This window comes from Pseudarthrobacter sp. MDT1-56, assembly GCF_059383555.1.
Genome location: NZ_JBWZCK010000016.1, coordinates 12,169 through 35,474 on the forward strand (window position 1 = coordinate 12,169; position 23,306 = coordinate 35,474).

Sequence of the window (23,306 nt, forward strand, 5' to 3'; positions counted from 1 at the left end):
ACTGAAAGCGTGAGCAAAGAGATGACAAGCACAATTGAAACTGCCCCTGCCAGCACTGCTGTGCGGCTCCACGACCCCTCCGTCCGGGGTTTTGCCTCGGACAACTACTCAGGCGTCCACCCCGAGGTGCTGGCGGCCCTGGCCGCCGCCAACGAGGGCCACCAGGTCTCCTACGGCGAGGACGAGTACACCGCCCGGCTGCAGCAGCTGATGGAGGAGCACTTCGGCGAAGGGATCGAATGCTTCCCGGTCTTTAACGGCACCGGCGCCAACGTCTTGTCGCTGCAGTCCTTGCTGCCGCGCTGGGGCGCCGTCGTCTGCGCGTCGACCGCCCACATCAACATGGACGAGAACGGCGCCCCGGAGCGGATCGGCGGCATCAAACTGCTCCAGGTCCCTACCGTGGACGGCAAGCTCACCCCCGAGCTGATCGACAAGGAAGCCTGGGGCTGGGGCGACGAACACCGCGCCCAGCCGCTGGCGGTGTCCATCACCCAGACCACCGAGCTGGGCACCTGCTACACCCCCGACGAAGTCCGGGCCATCGCGGAGCATGTCCATTCCAAAGGCATGAAGCTGCACATGGACGGCGCCCGGCTGGCCAACGCCGCCGCCCACCTGAACGTCCCGCTGCGGGCCTTCACCCGCGACGCCGGCGTGGACATCCTCTCCTTCGGCGGCACCAAGAACGGCCTGCTCTTCGGCGAGGTCGTGGTGGCACTGAACCCGGCCGCAGCCCAGGGGCTGATCTACCTGCGCAAGATGAACATGCAGCTGGCCTCCAAGATGCGGTTCATGTCCGCCCAGTTCATTGCCCTGCTCGAGGGCGACCTGTGGCTGCGCTCCGCCTCGCACGCCAACGCGATGGCGTCCCGGCTGCGGGCCGGCGTCGAGTCCATCCCCGGCGTCGAACTGAGCCAGAAGACCGAGTCCAACGGCGTGTTCGCGATCCTGCCGGCCGGTGTTGCGGACCGGCTGCGCGAGTCCTTCCGTTTCTACGACTGGAACGAAGCGGCCCGCGAGGTCCGCTGGATGTGCTCCTTCGACACCACCGAGGACGACGTTGATTCCTTCATCGCCGCCATCAAGCGCGAGCTCGCTGCCGGCTGACCCTGGCGGCAGGACAGCCGCCGCCGCCCGGCCCGGCGCAAGCCGGACAGGGCAGCGGCGGCGAGCCTGCCGGGCTTGGGCGGCGCCCTTGCATAATCTTCCATTGTGAACGCACTCGACCAGGTTCCGGCAGATTTTCTCTTTGCCTTGGGAACCCTTCGGCAGGCACGGACCCGCAGTGAGCTGCGCCTGGAGGAAATCCCGGCGCCCGCGCGGCTGGCCCCGTTCGCCGTCGCCCTCGGGGCGGAAGTTGTTGCCCCCGGTGAAGCGACACCCTCCGGCGCCGTCCACGGCCCTGCGGCCGCGGCCCTGGCACGTGCTTCCGGAAGCGACGACGTCGAGCTGGCCACCGGCCGCTTCATCCTGCTGCACGATCCCGACGGCTCCGCGGTCTGGGAGGGCGAGTTCCGGGTTGTCACCTACATCCGCGCCCAGCTGGAGCCGGAAATGGGCAACGACGAAATGCTCGGCTCCGTCGCCTGGACCTGGCTGGTCGAAGCCCTCGAAAACCACGCGGCACCGTACCGCTCGGCCGGCGGCACCGCGACGCGGGTGCTTTCCGAAAGCTTCGGTACCCTCGTGGACCGGCCCAATTCGATCGACATCGAGCTCCGGGCATCCTGGACTCCGGCCACGCCCGACATCACCTCCCACCTCGAGGCCTGGTCGGACATGGTCTGCACCTTCGCCGGTCTTCCCCCGCTGCCCGAAGGCGTCACGCCGCTGCCGCGCCGGCGCCGCGGACAGGCCTGAAGTGGGACCCGCACACCCGGGAAACCCGCCTCGTTTTGGCGCAGGCGCGGCCCACAACACCGTGTTGTCGCTAAACTGAAGTCATCATGACCCCTCATATTCCGGAAATCACCACCGCGGGCGCGGCCGCCAACACAGTTCAAAGCAAAACAGAGGCGGCTGACACCACAGCCCACATCGCGGTGGACGGCTTCGACAGCCTGGTCCCCGAGATCATCGACCTCGATGCCCCCCGCGACGGCGTGCCGCTCGTCATTGAAACTCAGTCCGGCCTGGAACGCTGCGCCGCGGCCCTCGCCGCAGGCCACGGTCCCGCGGGGGTGGACGCCGAGCGCGCTTCCGGTTTCCGGTACGGCCAGCGCGCCTTCCTGGTCCAGATCCGCCGGGAAGGTTCCGGCACCTGGCTGATCGATCCCGAACCTTTCGGGGACCTGGGCATCGTCAACGACGCCCTGCGCGGCGTCGAATGGATCCTGCACGCGGCCAGCCAGGACCTGCCCTGCCTGTCCGAACTCGGCATGTGGCCGGACAAACTCTTTGACACCGAACTCGCCGCCCGGCTCGCCGGGCTTCCCCGCGTGGGACTCGCCGCCGTGATCGAACAGCTCCTCGGCTTTGGCCTCGCGAAGGAGCACTCCGCGGCCGACTGGTCCACCCGGCCGCTGCCGGAACCCTGGCTGCGCTACGCCGCGCTCGACGTCGAGGTCCTCACCGAACTGCGCGAGGAACTCATTGAACTCCTCGTCGCCGACGGCAAGCTGGACTTCGCCGAGCAGGAATTCGCCGCCATCCTCGAGGCCGGGCAGGCGCCGCCCCGCGTCGACCCGTGGCGCAAAACTTCCGGTCTGCACCAGATCCGCGACCGGCGCCAGCTCGCCGCGGTCCGCGAACTGTGGCTCGAGCGCGACTCGCTGGCGCAGAAGCGCGACGTCGCTCCCGGCCGGCTCATCCCCGATTCCGCCCTCGTCGCCGCCGCCAAGGCCATGCCCGGCACCGTACCCCAGCTGCTGGGCACCAAGGGCTTCCACGGCCGCGCGGCCCAACGCGAGGCGCCGCGGTGGCTGCGCTGCATCAGCACTGCCCGCGCCCTGGAGGATCTCCCTCCCCTGCACCTGCCCACGAACGCTCCCCCGCCCCCGCGGGTCTGGGCTGACCGGGACCCGGAGGCCGCCGCCCGGCTCGCCACCGCCCGGCCGCTGCTGCAGGCCAAGGCCGAAGAGCTGAACATGCCGGTGGAGAACCTGTTGACGCCGGACTACCTCCGCCGCGTCTCCTGGCGTCCGCCGGTCGAGTGCAGCGAGGAAGGCATCGCCGAGGAACTGGCGAACCTGGGGGCCCGCCAGTGGCAGACCGAGCTCGTCGCTCCCCTCATCGCCGAGGCCTTCCAGAACCCGCAGCCGCTGCCCGTCAAGGAAGCCAAATCCGTAGCGTCCACAGTCGCCTCAGCCACATCTTCCGGCGCGGCAGCCGCCGCAGCACCGGACACGGCGCACTAGGCCCGGCTGCTCCGGCGCACGGAACTCCTCCCCCGGCGGCGCGCCGCCGGACTCCTTGCCAGCTATGTTACTGGCGAGTAACATGTTGTTTGATGTCGCCCGGTCCCCTGCTGCCCCTGGCTTCTACGCCCGGGGCACGGATCCGGCACCCATGTCTCGATGAGGAGTAACACGTGAGCCAGCCCTCCAGCAGTGGAAACCACAGCAGCGGAAGAAACAGCAGTGCGAATCCCCGCACCATCCGCGACGTCGTCTTTGTCGACGGCGTCCGCACCCCGTTCGGCCGCGCCGGCGAGAAGGGCATCTACGCCGGAACGCGTGCCGACGACCTGGTGGTCAAATGCATCCGCGAACTGATGCGCCGCAACCCGTCCCTGCCGGCCGGTCGGATCGACGAAGTGGCCATCGCGGCGACGACACAAACCGGCGACCAGGGCCTGACCATCGGCCGCACCGCCGCCCTGCTCGCCGGACTCCCGCGGACCGTACCGGGCTTCGCCATCGACCGGATGTGCGCCGGCGCCATGACGGCTGTGACCACCACGGCGAGCGGCATCGGCTTCGGCGCCTACGACGTCGTCATCGCCGGCGGCGTGGAACACATGGGCAACCACCCGATGGGAACCGGCGCGGACCCCAATCCGCGTTTTATGGCCGAACGGATCGTGGACCCGGCGGCCCTGAACATGGGCAACACGGCCGAGAACCTGCACGACCGCTTCCCCGCCATCACCAAGGACCGCACCGACGCCTACGCCGTCGCCTCCCAGGACAAACTGGCGGCCGCCTACGCCAAGGACCAGATCCAGCCGGACCTCGTGCCCGTCGCCACGATGAAACCGGGACAGGGCTGGACCGTAAACACGGTGGACGAGCCGCCGCGGCCGGGCACCTCGGTGGATGACCTCGCCGCGCTGAAGACCCCTTTCCGCGCCCACGGCCGGGTCACCGCCGGCAACGCCGCCGGACTCAACGACGGCGCCACCGCCGCCCTGCTGGCCTCCGCCGACGCCGCCGAGGAACTGGGCCTGCCGGTCAAGATGCGCCTGGTCAGCTACGCCTTCGCCGGCGTCGAACCCGAAGTCATGGGCATCGGCCCGGTCCCGGCCACGGAAAAGGCACTCAAGAACGCCGGGTTGGGCATCGCGGACATCGGCCTGTTCGAAATCAACGAGGCCTTCGCCGTCCAGGTGCTCAGTTTCCTGGACCACTTCGGCATCGCCGACGACGACCCCCGGGTCAACCGCTACGGCGGGGCGATCGCCGTCGGGCACCCCCTCGCATCCTCCGGCGTGCGGCTGATGAACCAGCTGGCGCGCCAGTTTGAGGAGGACCCCACGGTCCGCTTCGGCATGACCACGATGTGCATCGGCCTGGGCATGGGCGCCACCGTGATTTGGGAGAACCCGCACCACGACGACTACGGCCTTGCCCTTATCCAGGACACTGCCCCCGCCACCACCACCGAGACTGGAGCCGCAGCATGAGCGCCGCCGATTTCCGCAAGCTTGCCGACCTCTTCCCGAACGAGACGGTCACCCACTCCTACGTCCAGGACATCGAGCTCCCCGCCGCAGGTGGGAAGACGACTGACGGCAAGAGCCCCGGCACCTTCGCCTTGGTCACGCTGGACAACGGCCTGGACCACTCCAAGCCCACCACCCTGGGCCCGGAAACCCTGATCGAGCTCGGCACCGTCCTGGAAGGACTCAAGGAGCGTGCCGCCCGCGGCGAGATTGTGGGCGTCGGCGTCACCGGCAAGCCCTACTTCCTGGTCGCCGGCGCGGACCTGTCCACGGTCAAGTCCATCAGCGGCCGCGAACACGGCCTCTGGATGGCCCAGCTCGGCCACGACGTCTACGCCACGCTGGCAAACCTGGGTGTCCCCAGCTTCGCCTTCATCAACGGCCTCGCCCTTGGTGGCGGCCTGGAGATCGCCCTGCAGTCCACCTACCGCACCGTGTCCACCGGCGCCGGGGCGCTGGCCCTGCCGGAGGCGTTCATCGGGCTCATCCCCGGCTGGGGCGGGGTGTACATCCTGCCGCGGCTGATCGGACCGGAAAACGCCGTCAAGGTGATGATCGAGAACCCGCTGAGCAACAACCGGACGCTGACCGGGCCGCAGGCGTTCAAGCTGGGCATGGCGGATGCCATGTTCGAACCGGCCGACTTCGTCGAGCAGTCCGTCGCCTGGGCAGCGCAGGTCATCGCGGGTGCCGTGAGCCCGGAACGCGCCAACGCCGTCGACCCCTCCACCCCGGAGGTCGCGGCCCGCTGGGCCGGCGCCATCGCCGCGGGCCGGTCATTCGTGGAGGCCAAAACCTCCAACGCCTCGCCGGCGCCGGCCAAGGTCCTCGAGGTGATGGAGGCCAACCGCACGCTGACCCAGGCCCAGTCGGCGGAACTGGAATGCGAGATGCTCGCGGACCTGATGCAGACCGACGAGTTCCGCTCCACCGTCTACGCCTTCCTTGACCTCGTTCAGCGCCGGTCCAAGCGCCCCGCCGGTGCCCCGGACCGCAAGCTGGCCCGACCGGTGACCAAGATCGGCGTCGTGGGCGCCGGGCTGATGGCCAGCCAGCTCGCGCTGCTCTTCGCCCGCCAGCTCAAGGTGCCCGTGGTGATGACGGACATCGACCAGGCCCGGGTGGACAAGGGCGTGGGCTACGTGCACGCCGAGGTGGACAAACTGCTGCAGAAGGGCCGGATCAGCCCGGACGCCGCCAACCGGACCCGGGCGCTCGTCACCGGATCGGTGTCCAAGGAAGCCTTCGCCGACGCCGACTTCGTCATCGAGGCGGTGTTCGAGGAGCTCAACGTCAAGAAGCAGGTCTTCAAGGAAGTCGAGGCGATCGTTTCCGCCGAATGCATCCTCGCCACCAACACCTCCTCGCTGTCCGTCACCGCCATGGCCGAAGACCTGGAGCATCCGGAGCGCCTGGTGGGCTTCCACTTCTTCAACCCCGTGGCCGTCATGCCGCTGCTGGAAATCGTCCGCGCCCCCAAGACCGACGACGCCGTGCTGGCCACCGCGTTCGAGCTCGCCAAGGGACTGAAGAAGTCCGCCGTGCTCGTGAAGGACGCCCCCGCGTTTGTGGTCAACCGCATCCTGTTGCGCCTCATGGGCGAAGTCACGGCGGCGTTCGATGAAGGCACCCCCGCTGAGGTGGCGGACAACGCGCTGCGCCCGATGGGACTGCCGATGACGCCGTTCGTCCTTGGCGCCATGGTGGGACTGCCGGTCGCGCAGCACGTCCAGGAGTCCCTGCATGCCGCGTTCGGGGACCGTTTCCCGGTGTCGCAGAACCTGCAGAAGCTCATCGACAACGGGGTGAAATCCATCTGGGCCGTGCAGAACGGGGCACCGGAAAAGGGACTGGACGGGAAGCCGTTCATTTCCGCCGAGACGCTGGCGCTGATGTCCTTCGGTGACGCACCTTCCACCGGTGAGGAGGTGCTGCGCCGCACGCAGGATGCCCTGGCCGAGGAAATCGGGCTGATGCTGGAAGAAGGCGTGGTCGCCGGCCCGGAGGACATCGATCTCTGCATGATCCTTGGGGCGGGCTGGCCGATGTTCCTGGGCGGCATCACCCCCTATCTGGACCGGGTTGGAGCCTCCGAGCGGGTCAACGGCCGGAAGTTCCTGGCGCCCGGCGTGGCGTCCGAACCGGCCGCCTGAGCGGCGTGAGCAGTGCCTGATCAGCGGCTGACCCTCGCCTGATCGGCGCCCGCACCGGCAACCGGCGCCGTCGTCCGCACCGCTGACCAGCGCGGGCGGCGGCGCTGCCGTGTCAGGATCCGCTGGTGCCGGCCGGCACTGCCACCGCGCCGCGGTGGAAGTGCCGCCGGGCGGAGGGCATCCAGATGAGCGCCGCAGCGGCCAGCGCGCCGACGACCGGCACCCCTGGGAGAAGATCGTCAGGAGGATCGCCGCCGGCAGCCCGGCCGCGGCCCCTGGCCCGCCGGCAGGTAGATTCGAATAGGCGGCGACCGTGGCCAGCACGACCATGACGAGTCCCGCCAGGGAGATGACCGTGAGGACGGGCCGGACGGACGGCTTTCCGCGCCGGACCGCCCCGCTGCCGTGATGACTGACGGCACGCGGTCCGGTGTTTCCAGCGTGCTCGCGCCGCCGCGGGCGATATACGCGTTGACCGGCGGCAGCCACATGAGCACTGTTGCGGCGACCGCAAGCACAACGGCGGCGCCTGCGGGAGAGAGCAGCACCTCCCGTTCAGGCATCCCGCCGGGGGGCGGGCCGGCCAGGAGGTCAGGGAGGTAGAGGAGTGCCGGAAGGATCACCACATACGCCGTCAGGATCAGGCGCGCCGGTTGCCGCCCCCGGCCCAAGAGGTGGGAGAACACAATGCACGCCACGAACACAGCCCCGTTTGCCAGGTAGAGCGCCAGGGTAGGGACCAGCGTCTCCGGCTCGAGCATCCCACCCATGACCATCACCAGCAGCAACCGCGTGAGCGTCCAGAGGGTGCCGAGTGCTCCGAGAACCAGCCAGAGCTGGGACGACACCGCCAGGACGGCCGGACTCTTGGCGTTTGTGGTGGTCTCTGCCGGGGTGCCCATGGCCTCATGCTCGGGCACCTGGCGGAGGCCCGGTAGGGTCACAAGCCCTCCCTGAGCCCCGCCGGTCAGACTTCGCCGGTCAGGCCTCCCGCAGGGTCCCGCCGTCGAGCTCCAGGACGCGGTGTGCAGTGGCCCGGGCATAGGAGGCATCGTGGGTGACCATAATGACGGCGGCGCCCCGGGCCGCCGCGGCTGCCACGGCGTGGTCCAGCCGTTCGAGGCCGTGCCGGTCCAGTCCGACCGTGGGCTCGTCGAGAGCCAGGACCGCCGGCCTTCGGGCCAGGACCGTGGCCAGGGCCAGCATCCGCTGTTTCGAAGCCGGCAACTCTGCCGGGTGCGTTTGGGCGTCCCTGGAAAGCCCGACGGCCTCCAGTGCCCCGTGCGCCCGGGCGCCGGTGTCCCTGCCATGCAGCCGCCGGAGGCCGAAGCTGACCTCCCGCAGCACCGTCCGTTCGAACAGCTGGTCCCGGGGATGCTGGAAGAGCAGCCCGACCGAGGCTGCGATCCGGCCGGTCGGTTTCCCGTCGATGCTCTGTCCTTGGACGCGGACTTCACCGGTGTGCGGCCGCAGCAGTCCATTGAGGTGGCGCAGCAGCGTGGATTTGCCGGCGCCGTTCGGGCCGGTAATCGCCACGATCTCCCCCGGCCGCACCGTGAGTCGCAGGTCCCGCAGCAGCGGCTCCCCCGCTTCGTCGCCGGTCCCGGGGTAGCCGAAACAGAGGCCCTCCAGTTCCAGCACCGGCGCGGCGGCCGGCGCCGGTGCGGTGGCCCGGACGGCGGGCACGGTGTGGGTGACCGCGTGCAGCACGGTCCCGGTCCGGGCCAGTTCCGCTGACCGGATCAGTTCCCGGGGCGGTCCGCTGGCGGTCGCGGTGCCGCCGTCGAGGATGATCCAGTGCCCGGCGGAGCGGGCAAGGCCGTCGGCGGACTGGCTCAGCAGCACGACGGCGGTCCCGGCTCCGGTGAGCCGGTTGATGAGCTCCCGGACCTGGACGATCCCCGCAGCGTCCAGGGAGGCGAGCGGTTCGTCCAGGACCAGCACGCCGGGGTCCTGGATGACGGCGCAGGCCATGGCCAGCCGGCGGATTTCCCCGCCGGAGAGGGTAAGGGGATCCCGGTCCAGGAGCGAGGCCAGCCCCGTGAGCTCCGCGGTGTCCGCCACGGCGCGGAGCATGTCGGGCCGCGGGGTGCCGCCGTTTTCCAGGCCGAAGGCGAGTTCCTCGGCCACGGTGGTGCGGACCGTTGAAAGTATGGCGGCAGCGTCCTGGGGGACGTAGCCAACCCGGGTGGACCAGGCGGACGGATTGATCCGGGGGTCGTCCTCCCGGCCCAGGAACTCCAGCGGTTCCCCGGCCAGGGTGAGCGAACCGGTGAGCGTTCCGGACTGTCCGGACCGGTGCCAGCCGGCCAGCAGCTTGCCCAGGGTGGTCTTGCCGCTCCCGGAACCGCCGAGGACCGCTGTCAGGACGCCCGGACGGACGCTGACATGGACGTTGCGCAGCACGGGGGTGGCCTCGCCGTGGAAGCTGAAGCTGCCGATCCGGGCGGCCAGCACGGCGTCAGTTACGACCGCAGTCCCGGTGGCGGTGGCGGCGGGGGACGTGGCTGTCATACGGGCCCCGCCGCCGGCCAGGAGGCCCCGAGCCGGAGCGCCACGGCTGCCGCGGTGAGCAGCAGCAGCACGGCCCGGAGCCGGCGCTGGGCGGGCGGGTCGGCGACCTCGCGGTAGCTGGTCCGGGGACCCGGGCCGCCGAAGCCGCGGGCTTCGAGGGCCTGGGCACGGCTGCCGGAATCCTCGATGAGGCCCAGCACCAGGGGGACCATCTGGAGCCGGACCGCTGCGATCCGCGACAGCACCCCGCCGCGGAGCACCAGGCCGCGCGCCTCCTGCGCTGCCCTGATGCGTTCCAGCCGGCCGGCCATGGCCGGCAGCAGGGTGAGGGCGGAGGCCAGGACGAAGCCGAACTGCGGTGGCAGCCCCCGCGCGGCCAGCGCCGCGACAAGATCGGGGGCGCTGACGGTGAAGGAGAAGAGCAGCAGCACCAGCACGCAGGCGCCCGTGCGGGTGCCCGCCTCCCAGGCGAAGGCCAGGCCTTCCGCCGTGACACGGGCGGGCCCCCAGGCCGCCAGGACGGTGCGGCCCTCCGGGAAGAACAGCCCGTGCAGCATCAGCAGGGACAGGCCCAGGGGCAGCAGCACCGCGGCGGCCGCCCCCAGGACCCGCCGTCCGGCGCCGGCCCGCAGCGCCAGCAGGACGGCCGCGAGGGCTACCGCGAGTGACAGCGGCCAGTTCCCTGCCGCCGTCGTGACCACCGCGGTGCAGCCGGCCGCCGTCAGCGACGTCAGCGGATGGAGAGTGGAGGTCATGCGCATGGGGTGTCCGCTTCAGGCTTCGGGCGTTCCCGGCCCCTTGCCGGCGAGCACCCGGAAGCGCCGCACGAACGGGAACTGGAAGGTGGTGCGGCGCGGCAGCGCGTAGACCAGCAGGGCGGCGATCGCGAAGACGATGGCCTTGTCCATCGGGTCCGAGATCAGCGCCTGCTTGGTGATGGCTGCAAGCAGGGTGTCGCCCATGGCGCGGAAGGCGCTGACGACTGCACCGGTGCCGAGGCCGGCGGTGCCGCCAAAAACGAAGGCTGCGATCGGGGCGGAGACGACGCCGGCGAGGATGCCGGTGACGAAGCCGGCCACGGGTGCCAGGTAGAACCGGCGGAACAGCCCGCTGCGGGCGGCCAGTCCGGCGAGGAAACCGATCAGCGCCGCCCCGGCCGCGAAGGGCAGCACGGTGGGGTTGAAGAAGGACCAGACGATGCTGCTCAGGGCGCCCGTGGCGGCTCCCGCCGCCGGGCCGGCCAGGACAGCGATCAGCACGGTGCCGATCGCGTCGAAGTAGAACGGCAGCCCGGTGGTGCCCATGAGCTGGCCCAGGACCACGTTCAGGACCAGGGCCACCGGCATCAGCACCAGGGTGGAGGTGGGGAGGACCGGAAGGGCCGCGGCGATCAGCAGGACCGCTCCGAGCAGGAATCCGCCGAGGGCCACGAGCGCGGAGAAGCTGGCCGGTCCGTTGGCGATGTCCGCCGGCTGGGTGAGGACAAGGAAAACATAGGTGGCCGCGATCGCGGCGGCACCGGCGAGCTCGAGCAGGCGGCGGTTGCGCCGTCCTTTGGCTGTGCCGGCGGCGCAGCCGGCGCCGGGGCCGGTGCCGGGGGCAGGGAGGGTCAGGGACTGCTGTGACATGGGGATGGTCCTTCGGTGGGGGCTGCAACATCCGCCTATGTCACCTCGGCGCAGCTACCATCCTAACCAGCGGCGGGCGGCCCGGCGGACAGGCCCCGCCGCGCCAGCGCGCCAACGGAGGAAATCAGCTCCTCGAAGCATTGCTCCGGGTTGTTGGCGGAGACGATCCGCGCGTTGGGCGGCAGGCCCCACAGCCCGCGGAAGTCCGCCACCGTGGTGCCGATCAGCAGGGGCGAGCGGGTTTCGACGTCGACGGTGGCCAGGCGGGTGGTGAACGGGGTGCGTCCGACGGCGGCGCAGGCCGCGAACGCGTCATGCATGTGCGCCACGTAGCCCTGCTCGTAGAGCCGGTGGAACTCCATGTAGAACCGGATCGCATCCGACAGGCAGGCCACGAGCGGGCTCGCTGAGGTGCTGCGGAGCCCCTCGGGCTGCTCCGGGAGGACCAGTTCCGGCCCGGCCCCGGCGGCCTCGCCGAGGCGCCGGAGGTGCTCCGGGAGCATCTCGATCCGCTCCGTCGCCTCCAGCGCGCACACCACCGGCAGTTTGTCCTCCGGCAGGCCGCGGTACGCGGCGAAGACTTCCCGGGCCGCGTGCGGGTCCACCGAGACGTTCCATTCCGCCGTCGGGGTCGTGTTGCCCTGGTAATAGAAGCTCCCGCCCATGATCACGAGGCCCTTGAGCAGCACCGGCAGCTCAGGTTCGCGGCGCAGGGCGAGGGCGAAGTTGGTCAGCGGGCCGGTGATCAGCCCGGTGATCTCCCCCGGGTGCGCCCGGACTTCCTCCACCCAGACGTCGACGGCGTGGCGCGGCGAGATCTGCTGCGCGGGCGCCGGAAGCTCGGCGTGGCCGATGCCCTGCGGACCGTGGGTCTCCTCGGTGGTGACCAGCGGGATTTCCAGCGGCACCTCTGCGCCGATGGCCACCTCAACGCCCGGACGCCCGCACAGCTGCAGCAGCGCCAGGTTGTTCACCGCGACCTGGCGGGCACCAACGTTGCCGGCCGTGCAGGTGATGGCCTGCAGGTGGACTTCCGGCCGGGACAGCAGGTAGACGAGGGCCAGGGCGTCGTCAATGCCGGTGTCGACATCCATCAGGATGGTCTGCGCCGGCGCGGGCACCCCGGCCCGGGACCCGGCGGTGGCCCCCGGTGACAGCGGGTCCATCTAGAACAGTGCGACCTTGGGCGTGCGCGAGAAGATGACATCCAGTTCGGCGCGTTCCGCGGCGCTGGGAATCCAGGCCACGGCGGCGGCGTTCTGCCGGACCTGTTCGGGCCGGGTGGCACCGGCGATGACGCTGCTGACCGAGGGCTGGGCCGCGAGCCAGGAGAACGCCACCTGGATCTCGTCCAGGCCGCGCTCGGCGGCGAAGGCGCTGAAGGCAGCCAGCTGGTCCCAGTCGGCGTCGTGGACCAGGTTGGTGCGGGTGTGGCTGAGGCGCGAGCCCTCGGGCGCGGTGCCCTTGGCGTACTTGCCGGTGAGCAGGCCGTTGGCCAGCGGGAAGTACGGCAGCACGCCCAGCCCGTAGGCCTCGGCGGCGGGCGTGACCTCGAGCTCGGCGCGGCGGTCCAGCAGGTTGTAGTGGTTCTGGCTGGAGATGAAGCGTGCTCCCCCGCGGGCGCGGGCCACATACTCCGCCTCGGCGATCTGCCAGCCGGCACGGTTGGAATGGCCGATATAGCGGACCTTGCCGCTGGTGACGAGCTCGTCGAGGGCGGCGAGGGTCTCCTCGATCGGGGTCAGCGGGTCGGGGGTGTGGAACTGGTAGAGGTCGATCCAGTCGGTCCCGAGCCGGCGCAGCGAGGCCTCCGCGGCCTTGATGATGTAGCGGCGGGAGCCGCGGGCGCCAAAGTCGTTGCCGTTGGTCCCGCGCATGTCCAGGCCGAACTTCGTCGCGACGACGGCGTCGTCGCGGCGGCCCCGCAAGGCTTTGCCCAGCATCGTCTCGCTGAGGCCCGGCTCCTTGCCGTAGCTGTCGGCGACGTCGAAGAAGGTAATTCCGGCGTCCAGGGCCGCGTGCACGACGGCGTCTGTCCCCTCCTGCGACTCGGTCGCCGTATTGGACCGGCCCAGATTGTTGCAGCCAAGCCCCACGACGGAGACGGTCAGTCCGGAATTTCCTACGCGGCGGTATTCAGTCATGGGGTTCAGCCTATAACGGCCGGCAGCGGCCCCCGGGCAGGGCCAGGGCTAGCCTGCGGGAAGTTCCAGCCCGTGTTCGTCCAGCGCATCCTCGAGCTGCGCCAGGGTCCGCGGGCCCATCCCGTGCATCCCGGCCAGGGCACGGCGGCCCAGTGCCACCACCTGTTCGAGGGTCTCCACCCCGGCGTGGGCGAGGGCCCGGCGGGCGGGAGCCGCGATCCCCCGCGGCAGCGGGGTCCGGCCCGGCTCAACGGATTGTGGCGCCATGTGGAATCCCTTCCAGTCGATGTCCCCCAATACTGATGTGAATCGCGCAGGTGGAACTGGCCTTCGAACTACAGGGTGAAGCTGTTGGCCTGCTTCGGGGAGTGCTTGAGCTTGAAGGACGTCTCGCCGAAGGCTGCGGCGCCGATGCTGAGTTTGGTGAAGTCGAGGTCCTCACCGCGGATGCAGACCTTGATCGCGTTAACGGCCTTGTTGATGTCTGGGGTGAGGATGAAGATATTGAGCTTGGCATCGGAGAATTCCGAGCGGTCCACAATGCCGAGCCCGCGCCAGGCCAGGTGGCTGATCAGGGCGTCCTTGGCCTTTTCCTCGAGGTAGCGGTCGCGGTCCGTGCCTTCCTTGGTCTTCAGGGCGTACTGGGCCACCACCCAGAACTGCTCGTCCTCGGGGATTTCGGCGAAGCCGTCTTCGGCGCACTGCACGGCGAACGCATCCATCAGGCCTTCCGCGGCTGCGGCGTCGGCGACGTCGGTCTCGTCGGTTTTGCTCTGGTGCCCGACGATGCCGTGGTTCATCACGAACTGGCTGTAATCCTCGTCAAACCAGGCCTCCCTGAATTCGAGGACCCCTTCGTCGTTACGTTTGTAAACCCGGATAATCCCGCTCATGCCCGTCCTCTCCTGAACCATTCACGGTCGGTACCGTCGAACGGTGGCTGTTGTGCCTTGACGGCCTGGTAAAGCTGATCCGACGCTGCCCTGATCCGGTCCACCACTTCTGCGGGGTAGTCCATCTCGATCCGGTGCTCGGCAAACTCGTCCTCATCGTCCACGTACACTCCCCGGTCCACGGACCGGATCACGTCCAGGTCCATGTCGATCAGGTGGAATTCGGTGACTCCCGGCCGGATCGTGTTCCAGCCATGGCCGGTTGCCAGGTCCACGTAGACCTGGACGCCGGCGGGATGGGCCTCGTCGTAGAACGTTGCCACGAACTCCCCGGAACGCGGGACCAGCAGCACGGCGTCGGATTCGGCGTAAAACGCCGCGCCCGGGCGGGAGCAGAACTCGTTGGTTCCCTGGAAAATCCACCAGCCGTGGTCGTCCTCGCCGAGGTAGGTGCCGGGCACCACCCAGTGGGCCTTGCCGTTCCATTTCCGGTTCCGGGACACCACCAGGTCGCCCGGCGCCAGTCCATCGGGAATCCTCACAGGATCGGCAGGCTGCCCGTGCTGGGGTGTTCCTGGCCCGGGAGAGGCCTGGCGAAGGGCACCTTGGTTCCCAGGACCTGCGCCACCACGTCGTGCGTAATCTGCTGCGCGGTCAAACCGACCCGTTCGAGCACCTGGCTGCGGGATCCGTGGACGAGGAACTCCACCGGGAGCCCGACCTCGTTCAGCGCCGTATCCACCCCGGCGGCCCGCATTTCCTGGCGGATCCGTGACCCGACGCCGCCGGCACGGACCCCGTCCTCGATGCAGATGACGAGGCGGTGGTGGGAGGCGAGGGCGATAATCGACTTCCGGACCGGGAGCAACCAGCGGGGATCCACGACCGTGGAGCTGATGCCCTGCGCGCCGAGCCTGTTGGAGACGTCCAGGGCGAGTTCGGACATCGCGCCGACGCTGACGATCAGCACGTCGTTGTCGCTGGAACCGGCCGGGCGGCGGGCCAGCACGTCCACGCCGTCGCTGAGCCGCTCGATGGCTTCCACTTCGGCGCCTACGGTGCCCTTGGAGTAGCGGATCACGGTGGGGGCGTCCTCTATGGCGACGGCTTCGCGGAGTTCCTCGCGCAGCCGGCTGGCGTCGCGGGGCGCGGCGAGGTGCAGCCCGGGAACGATCTGGACCATGGCCATGTCCCACATGCCGTGGTGGCTGGCGCCGTCGGGCCCGGTGACGCCGGCCCGGTCCAGGACGATGGTCACGCCGGCCTTGTGCAGGGCCACGTCCATCAGGAGCTGGTCGAAGGCGCGGTTCAGGAATGTTGCGTAGATCGCGACGACGGGGTGCAGCCCGCCGAAGGCCATGCCGGCGGCGGAGGTGAGGGCGTGCTGTTCGGCGATGCCGACGTCGAACACCCGCTCGGGGTGCCGTGCGGCGAACTTGTGCAGCCCGACGGGAATGAGCATGGCGCCGGTGATGCCGACGATGTCCTTGCGCTCATCTGCGATTTCGGCGATCTCGTCGGCGAAGACGGACGTCCAGGACTTGGCTCCGCCGGCCTCGGTGGGTTCTCCGGTCTCCGGGTCGATGATCCCGACGGCGTGGAACTGGTCCGCTTCATGGGCGCGGGCGGGTGCGTAGCCGTGGCCCTTCTCGGTCATGGCGTGCACGATCACGGGACCGGCGTAGTTCCGGGCGGTGGCCAGTGCGTGTTCCATGGCCTGGAGGTTGTGCCCGTCCACGGGACCGATGTACTTCATCCCGAGGTCCTCGAACATGCCCTGCGGTGCCCACCAGTCCTTGACGCCCTTCTTCATGGCGTGCAGGCTGCGGTAAGTGAACTGGCCCGCGGGGCCGCCGTTCTGCAGCTTTCTCCGCCACCAGTCCAGGGTGCCCTCGTAGGCCGGGGCGGCGCGGAAGGAATCGATGGTGGGGCGCAGCGAGGCGAGGTAGTCCGCGAAGCCGCCCACGGTCGGGGCGTAGGAGCGGCCGTTGTCGTTCACGACGATCACGACGCGGCGCTTCTTGTCCGCGGCGATGTTGTTGAGCGCTTCCCAGGCCATGCCGCCAGTCAGGGCGCCGTCACCCACGACGGCGATGACGTAGCGGTCGCCGTCGCCGGTCAGCTGCCGGGCGCGGGAGATCCCGTCGGCCCAGGACAGCGAGGACGAGGCGTGCGAGCTTTCGACTATGTCGTGCACTGATTCGGCGCGGTCCGGATAGCCGGACAGTCCGCCCTGCTGGCGCAGGGTGCTGAAGTCCTGGCGTCCGGTGAGGAGTTTGTGCACGTAGGACTGGTGGCCGGTGTCGAAGACGATGCTGTCGCGGGGGGAATCGAAGATCCGGTGGACCGCGATGGTGAGTTCGACGACGCCGAGGTTCGGGCCCAGGTGCCCGCCCGTCTGGGAGACGTTGCCGATCAGGAATTCCCTGACCTCGGCTGCCAGCTGATCCAGCTGCGCCTCTGACAACTTGCTCAGGTCCTGCGGATTCCGGATGGTCTCCAAGATTCCCAACGGCCCCTCCTTCGGGTGGTAGACATGCCTTTTAACTCTAACGCCTCCGGGGTAGCCCTCGTGCCGGAACGCGCTGGGCACGAAAAAGCCCCGGCAGGTCAGGGACCGGCCGGGGCTTTCGCACCTGGCAACTGTTCCTCCCCTGCGGGAGGGGATCTCCGCTAGTTGGCGGAGATCTGGCGCAGCACGTACTGCAGGATGCCGCCGTTGCGGTAGTAGTCAGCCTCGCCCGGGGTATCGATGCGCAGGACGGCATCGAAGGACGTGACGGTGCCGTCTTCGGCGGTGGCGGTGACCTTGAGCGTCTTCGGCGTGGTGCCTTCGTTCAGGGCGGTGACGCCCTCAACCGCGAAGGTTTCCGTGCCGGTCAGCCCGAGGCTGGCCGCGTTCTGGCCGGCCGGGTACTGCAGGGGCAGGACGCCCATGCCGATCAGGTTGGAGCGGTGGATGCGCTCGTAGCTTTCAGCCACGACAGCCTTGACGCCCAGGAGTGCGGTGCCCTTGGCTGCCCAGTCACGGGATGAGCCGGAGCCGTACTCCTTGCCGGCCAGGACGACCAGCGGGATGCCGGCGGCCTGGTAGTTCTGCGCGGCGTCGTAGACATAGGACTGCGGGCCGTCGGCCTGGGTGAAGTCGCGGGTGAAGCCACCCTCGACGCCGTCCAGGATCTGGTTCTTGATCCGGATGTTCGCGAACGTTCCGCGGATCATGACCTCGTGGTTGCCACGGCGCGAGCCGTAGGAGTTGAAGTCCTTGCGCTCCACACCGTTGGCCAGCAGGTACTGTCCGGCCGGGGTGTCCGACTTGAACGAGCCTGCCGGGGAGATGTGGTCCGTGGTGACGGAATCGCCAAGCTTCAGCAGCACGCGGGCGCCGGTGATGTCCCTGACGGGCTCCGGTGTGGCCTTCATGCCCTCGAAGTACGGGGGCTTCCGGACGTACGTGGACTTCGGATCCCAGGCGAAGGTGTCGCCGGCCGGAGTGGAAAGTGCCTTCCAGCGGTCATCGCCTTCGAAGACGCCCTCGTAGCCGCGGGCGAACATTTCCTTGTCGATCGAGGAGTCGATGACCTGCTGGACCTCGACCGGGTTCGGCCAGATGTCCTTCAGGAAGACGTCGTTGCCGGCCTCGTCCTGCCCCAGGGCGTCGTTCTCGAAATCGAAGTCCATGGTTCCGGCCAGGGCGTAAGCGATGACCAGCGGCGGGGAGGCCAGGTAGTTCATCTTCACGTCCGGGTTGATCCGGCCTTCGAAGTTGCGGTTACCGGAGAGCACCGCGGTGACGGAAAGGTCGTTGGCCTGGATGGCCTCGGAGATTTCGGCGTCGAGCGGGCCGGAGTTGCCGATGCAGGTCGCGCAGCCGTAACCGACGATGTAGAAGCCGAGCTTCTCCAGGTACGGGGTCAGGCCCGACTTGTTGTAGTAGTCGGTGACAACCTTGGAACCCGGAGCCACGGAGGTCTTGACCCACGGCTTCGAGGTCAGGCCCTTGTCGACGGCGTTGCGGGCCAGCAGTGCGGCGGCCAGCATCACGGACGGGTTGGACGTGTTGGTGCAGGACGTGATCGAGGCGATCGACACTGCGCCGTGGTCCAGTTCGAACTCGCGGCCGTCTGCGGTCTTGACGCTGACCTTGTTGGACGGGCGGCCGTTGGATGCCGGGCCGTGCGCGTGCGGAGCCTCGTCGGTCAGGTGCGTTCCCGACGCGGTGAACGACGGCGCGTCGGAAGCAGGGAAGCTTTCGTCGATTGCCTCGTCCAGGCTTCCGCCGGCCAGCTCTTCCTTCACGTAGTTGCGCAGGTCCTGGCGGAACTGGTCCTTGGACTCCGTGAGGATGATGCGGTCCTGCGGGCGCTTCGGGCCGGAGATCGACGGAACAACCGTCGACAGGTCCAGCTCGAGGTACTCGGAGAACTTGATCTCCTTGGAAGGATCGTGCCAGAGGCCCTGTTCCTTCGCGTAGGACTCCACGAGGGCAACGTTCTCGTCCGAGCGGCCGGTGAGGCGCAGGTAGTCGAGGGTGACGTCGTCGATCGGGAACATGGCGGCCGTGGAGCCGAACTCCGGGCTCATGTTGCCGATGGTGGCGCGGTTGGCCAGCGGCACAGCCGCGACGCCTTCGCCGTAGAACTCCACGAACTTGCCAACCACACCGTGCTTGCGCAGCTGCTCGGTGATGGTCAGGACGACGTCGGTTGCGGTGGCGCCGGCCGGAATGGACCCGGTCAGCTTGAAGCCGACGACGCGCGGGATCAGCATGGAGACGGGTTGGCCGAGCATGGCTGCCTCGGCTTCGATGCCGCCGACGCCCCAGCCCAGCACACCCAGGCCGTTGACCATGGTGGTGTGGGAGTCGGTGCCGACGCAGGTGTCCGGGTAGGCCCGGACGACGCCGTCAATTTCGCGGGTCATGACCGTGCGGGCCAGGTACTCGATGTTGACCTGGTGCACGATGCCGGTTCCCGGCGGGACGACCTTGAAGTCGTCGAACGCCGTCTGGCCCCACCGCAGGAACTGGTACCGCTCGCCGTTGCGCTGGTACTCGATCTCCATATTGCGCTCCAGTGCGCCGGAGTTGCCGAAGGCGTCGATCTGCACGGAGTGGTCGATCACCATTTCGGCAGGTGCCAGCGGGTTCACCCGCTTGGGGTCACCGCCGAGCTCCTTGACTGCTTCACGCATGGTGGCAAGGTCCACAACGCAGGGCACGCCAGTGAAGTCCTGCATGATCACGCGCGCCGGCGTGAACTGGATTTCAGTGTCGGGCTCGGCGCTGGGGTCCCAGCCGGCCAGTGCTCGGACGTGATCGGCCGTAATGTTGGCGCCGTCCTCGGTCCTCAACAGGTTTTCAAGCAATACCTTGAGGCTGAACGGAAGGTTTTCTGCACCTTCAACGGAGTTCAACCGGAAAATTTCGTATTCGGTACCGGCTACATTAAGTTTGCCTTTTGAACCGAAGCTGTCCACAATGCTCATCGCAGGACTCCTCTCGCAACAGTTTCATCTTTGTCGCGCCGCAGACCCCTTGCTAGTTAGGTTGTCCTAACTAGAACCGGACTTGTTCGTACAAGGACCAGTACAGGGTGCAGGAGGTCAGCCGTGATTACGGAGCGCGACGTCGGACTACTCCGCCCATCCTAGTGGCCTCAGCCCCGGGGAGTCAGCAGCGCCACAGTCTCCATGTGGTGGGTGTGCGGATACAGGTCAAAGGCCCGCAGTCCCGCCAGTTCCCAGCCGGACTGCCGGAAGTAGCCCACATCGCGGGCAAAGGACGCCGGATCGCAGGACACATAGGCAACGGCCCGGGGGTGGGCCCCGACCAGCTGGTTCACGACGGCCTTGCCGGCACCGGCCCGGGGCGGGTCCAGCAGGATGGCGTCGAGCCTGCGCGCTTTCTCGCGCAGGACCCGTTCCACCCGGCCCTGGACGATCTCCACCTGGGTTGCGTCATGGAGGTTTTTGCGGGCGTCCCGGCTGGTGCCGGGCGATCCTTCCACGGACAGCACGGACCCGGTGACTCCCACGGCATCTGCGAGCGGGGCGGTGAAGAGCCCCGCCCCGGCGTAGAGGTCCGCCACCGCGGCGCCCGGTTCCAGGAATCCGCCCTCGTGCAGGAATCCGGTTACGGCGCCCACGAGGGTGTCCGGGCCGTCCCGGTGGATCTGCCAGAAACCGTCGCCGGTGACGCGGTAGTCGTGGCCGGACGCGGTCTCCTGGACGTAGGTGCGTCCGCGCAGCCGCAGCACTTCACCCTTGATCGGATCGAAGCTGGCCACCGAGACGTCCTCGGGGAGCTGGGCGAGGACTGCACTGAGCCGCTTGGCCCTGGTTCCCGGGGCGGGCACCAGGAGCACGAGCGGGCGGGAGCCGTTGGCCGGGGCGGCGACTTCCACGCGCTCGATGCCCTGCAGGTCGATGTCCCAGAGCCGGAGGGCGTTGATGGCGTCCGAGGCCAGGGGCATCTCCCGGACCGGGAGGACCGTGTCCGAGCGGTGCGCGTGCATGCCGAGCTTGCCGGCGGGGGTCACGGCGAAGCCGGCGCGTGTACGCCAGGCGAGGCCCGCCGTCGCCGGCGTTCCGGACTCCCCTACGGCTTCCACCGTTACCGGGCCGTCGACGCCGGCCAGCCGCCGCAGCTGTTCGGCGAGCACCTCGGCTTTGAGGCTGCGCTGGCGTCCGAGGGAGATGTGGCCGAGTTCGGCGCCTCCCACCGGCGGGTGGCGGTGCGACCAGGAGCGCCCGGAATCGGCCAGGTCCCAGAAGTGCTCCACCCGGTCGGGGGAAGGCTCCAGGACTTCCACGACGTCCCCGCGCCAGAACTTGGCGTCGGGGCCGGCCTCCGTGAGCCGGACCCGGACCTTCTCGCCGGGGATGCCGTGGCGGACGAACACCACGCGGCCCTCGTGCCGGGCCACGCAGTGCCCGCCGTGGGCGACCGGCCCGACGTCGACGGTCAGTTCGGTGTGGGGTTGCGTCTGGGTGTCGGAGCTCATTGGATGTCCTGCAGTCTCTTGGCTTCTTCGGATGATTTCAGCTGCCACGGCACACTGGCCACCATGACGCCCGGCTCGAAGTGCAGCCGGGTTTTGATGCGCAGTGCGGTCTGGTTGTGCACCAGTTGCTCCCACCATTTACCCACGACGTATTCGGGGATGTAGACGACGATCAGGTCGCGGGGGGAATCCCGCCGCATGTTCTTGATGTACTCCATGATGGGGGTCACCGTTTCGCGGAACGGACTGGCCAGCACCGTCAACGGTACCGGGATTTCCAGCTTCTCCCAGTCCGCGATTGTTTGTTCGGTCTCCTCGCTGCTGATGTCCACCGTAATGGCGTCCAGCCGGGAGGGCCGCGACGCGCGGGCGTAGGCCAGGGCGCGCAGCACCGGCTTGCGGACATGCGAGACGAGCAGCACGGCGTGCACCCGGGTGGGCAGGGCCCGCGGTGAGGAGTCCTCGTCCACGGCGAGTTCCTTGGCCACGTTGTCGTAGTGCGCCCGGATGCTCCACATGATCAGGAACAGCACGAACATGGCCAGCAGCGCTATCCACGCGCCCTGCTGAAACTTGGTGACCAGGACGATCAGCAGGACCGTGGCGGTCATTCCGAAGCCGATGCCGTTGATGGTGCGCGACTTGAGCATCCGCCGCTTCACCACGGGGTCCTTGTTGAGTTTAAGCGCCCGGCCCCAGTGCCGGACCATGCCGAGCTGACTAATGGTGAAGGAGATGAAGACGCCCACGATGTAGAGCTGGATGAGCTTGGTGACGTCCGCGTTGAAGGCGATGATCAGCACCAGGGCGCCGGCGGCCAGCGCCAGGACGCCGTTGCTGAAGGCCAGCCGGTCCCCGCGGGTGCGCAGCTGGCGGGGCAGGTAACCGTCCTGGGCCAGGATTGAGCCGAGCACCGGGAAGCCGTTGAACGCCGTGTTGGACGCGAAGACGAGGATCACGCCGGTGGCGGCGACCACGATGAAGAAGGGGATGGACGCTGCGCCGAAGATGGTCTGGGCGATCTGGCTGATCGCCGGACTCTGGATATAGCCTTCCGGCAGCCGCTCCCCGTTGAGCAGGAACTCCGTGGCCGGGTCCAGCACGATGTGCACCTTGGTGGCGTTGGCGAGGTAGATGATCCCGGCAAGCATGGAAGCGGCGATCACTCCGAGCAGCAGCAGGGTGGTGGCCGCGTTTTTGCTCTTCGGCTTCTGGAAGTTCGGCACGCCGTTGCTGATGGCCTCAATCCCGGTCAGCGCCGCGGCGCCGGAGGAGAAGGCCCGGAGCAGCAGGAACGCGCCGGCGAGGCCGATCAGGCCCTCGTCGAAGCCCGGCGCGGGAACAATCGTGAAGGCCGCCGAGGGCGCCTCGCCCAGCTGCCCGGTGGCGGCTTGGAACACGCCGATGGCGGTCATGCCGAGGATGGAGGCCATGAAGATATAGGTCGGCAGGGCGAACACGGTGCCGGCTTCCTTGATGCCGCGCAGGTTCACCAGGGCCAGGATCACGACGCCGATCGTCGCGATGGCGGCCTGCTGACCGTGCAGTGAGGGCACGGCTGTGGTCAGGTACGTCGCGGCGGAGGACATCGACACGGCGACGGTCAGCACGTAGTCGACCAGCAGCGCGGAGGCGACGGTGAGCCCGGCATATTTGCCCAGGTTCTCGTTGGCGATCTCGTAATCGCCGCCGCCGGAGGGGTAGGCGTGGACGTTCTGGCGGTAGGAAGCGACGACGGTCAGCAGCACCACCATGACGGCCAGGCCGACCCAGGGCGAGAACGCCACGGCACTGACGCCGGCCAGCGCCAGCGTCAGGAGGATTTCGTCCGGCGCGTACGCCACAGAGGACAGCGCGTCGGAGGCGAAAACGGGCAGGGCGATCCGCTTGGGAAGCAGGGTGTGAGCCAGGTTGTCGTTCCGGAACGGCCTGCCTACCAGCACCCGCTTCACGGCATTGAATATTGTCGGCACCACACAAAGCTAGTCCGATTCGGACGCGATGTCATGACGGCGGGGAACCCCCGCCGTCGGGGCGGCTCCCGGCTGCCTGCCCGGGCCGTGGTGGCCGGTAGAGTTTTACGCA

The 23,306-nt window shown here is 68.8% G+C and carries 18 protein-coding genes; 5 read left to right on the forward strand and 13 right to left on the reverse strand.

Annotation, left to right across the window (positions count from 1 at the left end; genetic code table 11):
- The first annotated feature begins 21 nt into the window (after positions 1-21).
- From AC50YC_RS18315 to AC50YC_RS18335, 5 genes are all read left to right on the forward strand, one after another.
- Positions 22-1,110, forward strand: a complete 1,089-nt coding sequence (locus AC50YC_RS18315; RefSeq protein ID WP_494954747.1) for a threonine aldolase family protein — start codon at positions 22-24, stop codon at positions 1,108-1,110.
- A 102-nt stretch (positions 1,111-1,212) separates the two neighbouring features.
- Positions 1,213-1,863 (forward strand): DUF3000 domain-containing protein, encoded by a 651-nt coding sequence (locus tag AC50YC_RS18320; RefSeq protein ID WP_494954748.1) that lies wholly within the window; start codon positions 1,213-1,215, stop codon positions 1,861-1,863.
- Between the two features lie 86 nt (positions 1,864-1,949).
- Complete coding sequence (locus tag AC50YC_RS18325; protein WP_494954716.1) at positions 1,950-3,359, forward strand: HRDC domain-containing protein; 1,410 nt, start codon at positions 1,950-1,952, stop codon at positions 3,357-3,359.
- Between the two features lie 173 nt (positions 3,360-3,532).
- Entirely contained in the window at positions 3,533-4,846 is a 1,314-nt protein-coding gene (locus tag AC50YC_RS18330) for a thiolase family protein (protein WP_494954717.1), read from the forward strand.
- Entirely contained in the window at positions 4,843-7,038 is a 2,196-nt protein-coding gene (locus AC50YC_RS18335; protein WP_494954718.1) for a 3-hydroxyacyl-CoA dehydrogenase NAD-binding domain-containing protein, read from the forward strand. Before AC50YC_RS18330 ends, AC50YC_RS18335 begins: the two co-directional genes overlap by 4 nt.
- Positions 7,039-7,277: 239 nt before the next feature.
- On the opposite strand, the gene AC50YC_RS18340 is transcribed toward AC50YC_RS18335, so the two are convergent.
- The 13 genes from AC50YC_RS18340 to AC50YC_RS18400 all read right to left on the reverse strand — a co-directional run bounded on the left by AC50YC_RS18340 (position 7,278) and on the right by AC50YC_RS18400 (position 23,194).
- Positions 7,278-7,982: a hypothetical protein gene (locus tag AC50YC_RS18340; RefSeq protein ID WP_494954719.1), complete on the reverse strand. Its 705-nt coding sequence runs from the start codon at positions 7,980-7,982 to the stop codon at positions 7,278-7,280.
- Positions 7,983-8,019: 37 nt separating this feature from the next.
- The gene (locus AC50YC_RS18345; RefSeq protein ID WP_494954720.1) at positions 8,020-9,552 is read right to left on the reverse strand and encodes an ABC transporter ATP-binding protein; all 1,533 of its coding nucleotides are present in this window, start codon (positions 9,550-9,552) and stop codon (positions 8,020-8,022) included.
- Entirely contained in the window at positions 9,549-10,307 is a 759-nt protein-coding gene (locus tag AC50YC_RS18350; RefSeq protein WP_494954721.1) for an energy-coupling factor transporter transmembrane component T, read from the reverse strand. The genes AC50YC_RS18345 and AC50YC_RS18350 overlap by 4 nt, the downstream gene beginning before the upstream one ends.
- An 18-nt stretch (positions 10,308-10,325) precedes the next feature.
- Positions 10,326-11,180, reverse strand: a complete 855-nt coding sequence (locus AC50YC_RS18355) for an ECF transporter S component (protein WP_494954722.1) — start codon at positions 11,178-11,180, stop codon at positions 10,326-10,328.
- A gap of 62 nt (positions 11,181-11,242) precedes the next feature.
- Positions 11,243-12,274: a nucleoside hydrolase gene (locus tag AC50YC_RS18360; protein WP_494954749.1), complete on the reverse strand. Its 1,032-nt coding sequence runs from the start codon at positions 12,272-12,274 to the stop codon at positions 11,243-11,245.
- A 72-nt stretch (positions 12,275-12,346) separates the two neighbouring features.
- A complete protein-coding gene (locus AC50YC_RS18365) occupies positions 12,347-13,324 on the reverse strand; it encodes an aldo/keto reductase (RefSeq protein ID WP_494954723.1) in 978 nt (325 codons plus the stop codon).
- 48 nt (positions 13,325-13,372) lie between these two features.
- Positions 13,373-13,591 carry a helix-hairpin-helix domain-containing protein gene (locus AC50YC_RS18370; protein ID WP_494954724.1) on the reverse strand — a complete coding sequence of 73 codons (219 nt, stop codon included), beginning with the start codon at positions 13,589-13,591 and terminating at the stop codon, positions 13,373-13,375.
- 68 nt (positions 13,592-13,659) lie between these two features.
- The gene (locus AC50YC_RS18375; protein ID WP_494954725.1) at positions 13,660-14,217 is read right to left on the reverse strand and encodes a hypothetical protein; all 558 of its coding nucleotides are present in this window, start codon (positions 14,215-14,217) and stop codon (positions 13,660-13,662) included.
- Entirely contained in the window at positions 14,214-14,759 is a 546-nt protein-coding gene (locus AC50YC_RS18380) for a DUF402 domain-containing protein (protein WP_494954726.1), read from the reverse strand. Before AC50YC_RS18380 ends, AC50YC_RS18375 begins: the two co-directional genes overlap by 4 nt.
- Positions 14,756-16,729 (reverse strand): 1-deoxy-D-xylulose-5-phosphate synthase, encoded by a 1,974-nt coding sequence (gene dxs, locus AC50YC_RS18385; protein WP_494954727.1) that lies wholly within the window; start codon positions 16,727-16,729, stop codon positions 14,756-14,758. Before dxs ends, AC50YC_RS18380 begins: the two co-directional genes overlap by 4 nt.
- 161 nt (positions 16,730-16,890) lie before the next feature.
- A complete protein-coding gene (locus AC50YC_RS18390; protein WP_494954728.1) occupies positions 16,891-19,704 on the reverse strand; it encodes an aconitate hydratase in 2,814 nt (937 codons plus the stop codon).
- Positions 19,705-19,874: 170 nt separating this feature from the next.
- Positions 19,875-21,221, reverse strand: a complete 1,347-nt coding sequence (locus AC50YC_RS18395; protein WP_494954729.1) for a class I SAM-dependent RNA methyltransferase — start codon at positions 21,219-21,221, stop codon at positions 19,875-19,877.
- Complete coding sequence (locus AC50YC_RS18400) at positions 21,218-23,194, reverse strand: APC family permease (protein ID WP_494954730.1); 1,977 nt, start codon at positions 23,192-23,194, stop codon at positions 21,218-21,220. The genes AC50YC_RS18395 and AC50YC_RS18400 overlap by 4 nt, the downstream gene beginning before the upstream one ends.
- Positions 23,195-23,306 lie beyond the last annotated feature (112 nt).

Coding starts and splice junctions, on each gene's coding strand:
- AC50YC_RS18315 (WP_494954747.1), top strand. CDS start 22: ATGACAAGCACAATTGAAACTGCCCCTGCCAGCACTGCTGTGCGGCTC.
- AC50YC_RS18395 (WP_494954729.1), bottom strand. CDS start 21,221: ATGAGCTCCGACACCCAGACGCAACCCCACACCGAACTGACCGTCGAC.
- AC50YC_RS18375 (WP_494954725.1), bottom strand. CDS start 14,217: ATGAGCGGGATTATCCGGGTTTACAAACGTAACGACGAAGGGGTCCTC.
- AC50YC_RS18390 (WP_494954728.1), bottom strand. CDS start 19,704: ATGAGCATTGTGGACAGCTTCGGTTCAAAAGGCAAACTTAATGTAGCC.
- AC50YC_RS18370 (WP_494954724.1), bottom strand. CDS start 13,591: ATGGCGCCACAATCCGTTGAGCCGGGCCGGACCCCGCTGCCGCGGGGG.
- AC50YC_RS18355 (WP_494954722.1), bottom strand. CDS start 11,180: ATGTCACAGCAGTCCCTGACCCTCCCTGCCCCCGGCACCGGCCCCGGC.
- AC50YC_RS18335 (WP_494954718.1), top strand. CDS start 4,843: ATGAGCGCCGCCGATTTCCGCAAGCTTGCCGACCTCTTCCCGAACGAG.
- AC50YC_RS18350 (WP_494954721.1), bottom strand. CDS start 10,307: ATGACCTCCACTCTCCATCCGCTGACGTCGCTGACGGCGGCCGGCTGC.
- AC50YC_RS18360 (WP_494954749.1), bottom strand. CDS start 12,274: ATGGATGTCGACACCGGCATTGACGACGCCCTGGCCCTCGTCTACCTG.
- AC50YC_RS18325 (WP_494954716.1), top strand. CDS start 1,950: ATGACCCCTCATATTCCGGAAATCACCACCGCGGGCGCGGCCGCCAAC.
- AC50YC_RS18345 (WP_494954720.1), bottom strand. CDS start 9,552: ATGACAGCCACGTCCCCCGCCGCCACCGCCACCGGGACTGCGGTCGTA.
- AC50YC_RS18365 (WP_494954723.1), bottom strand. CDS start 13,324: ATGACTGAATACCGCCGCGTAGGAAATTCCGGACTGACCGTCTCCGTC.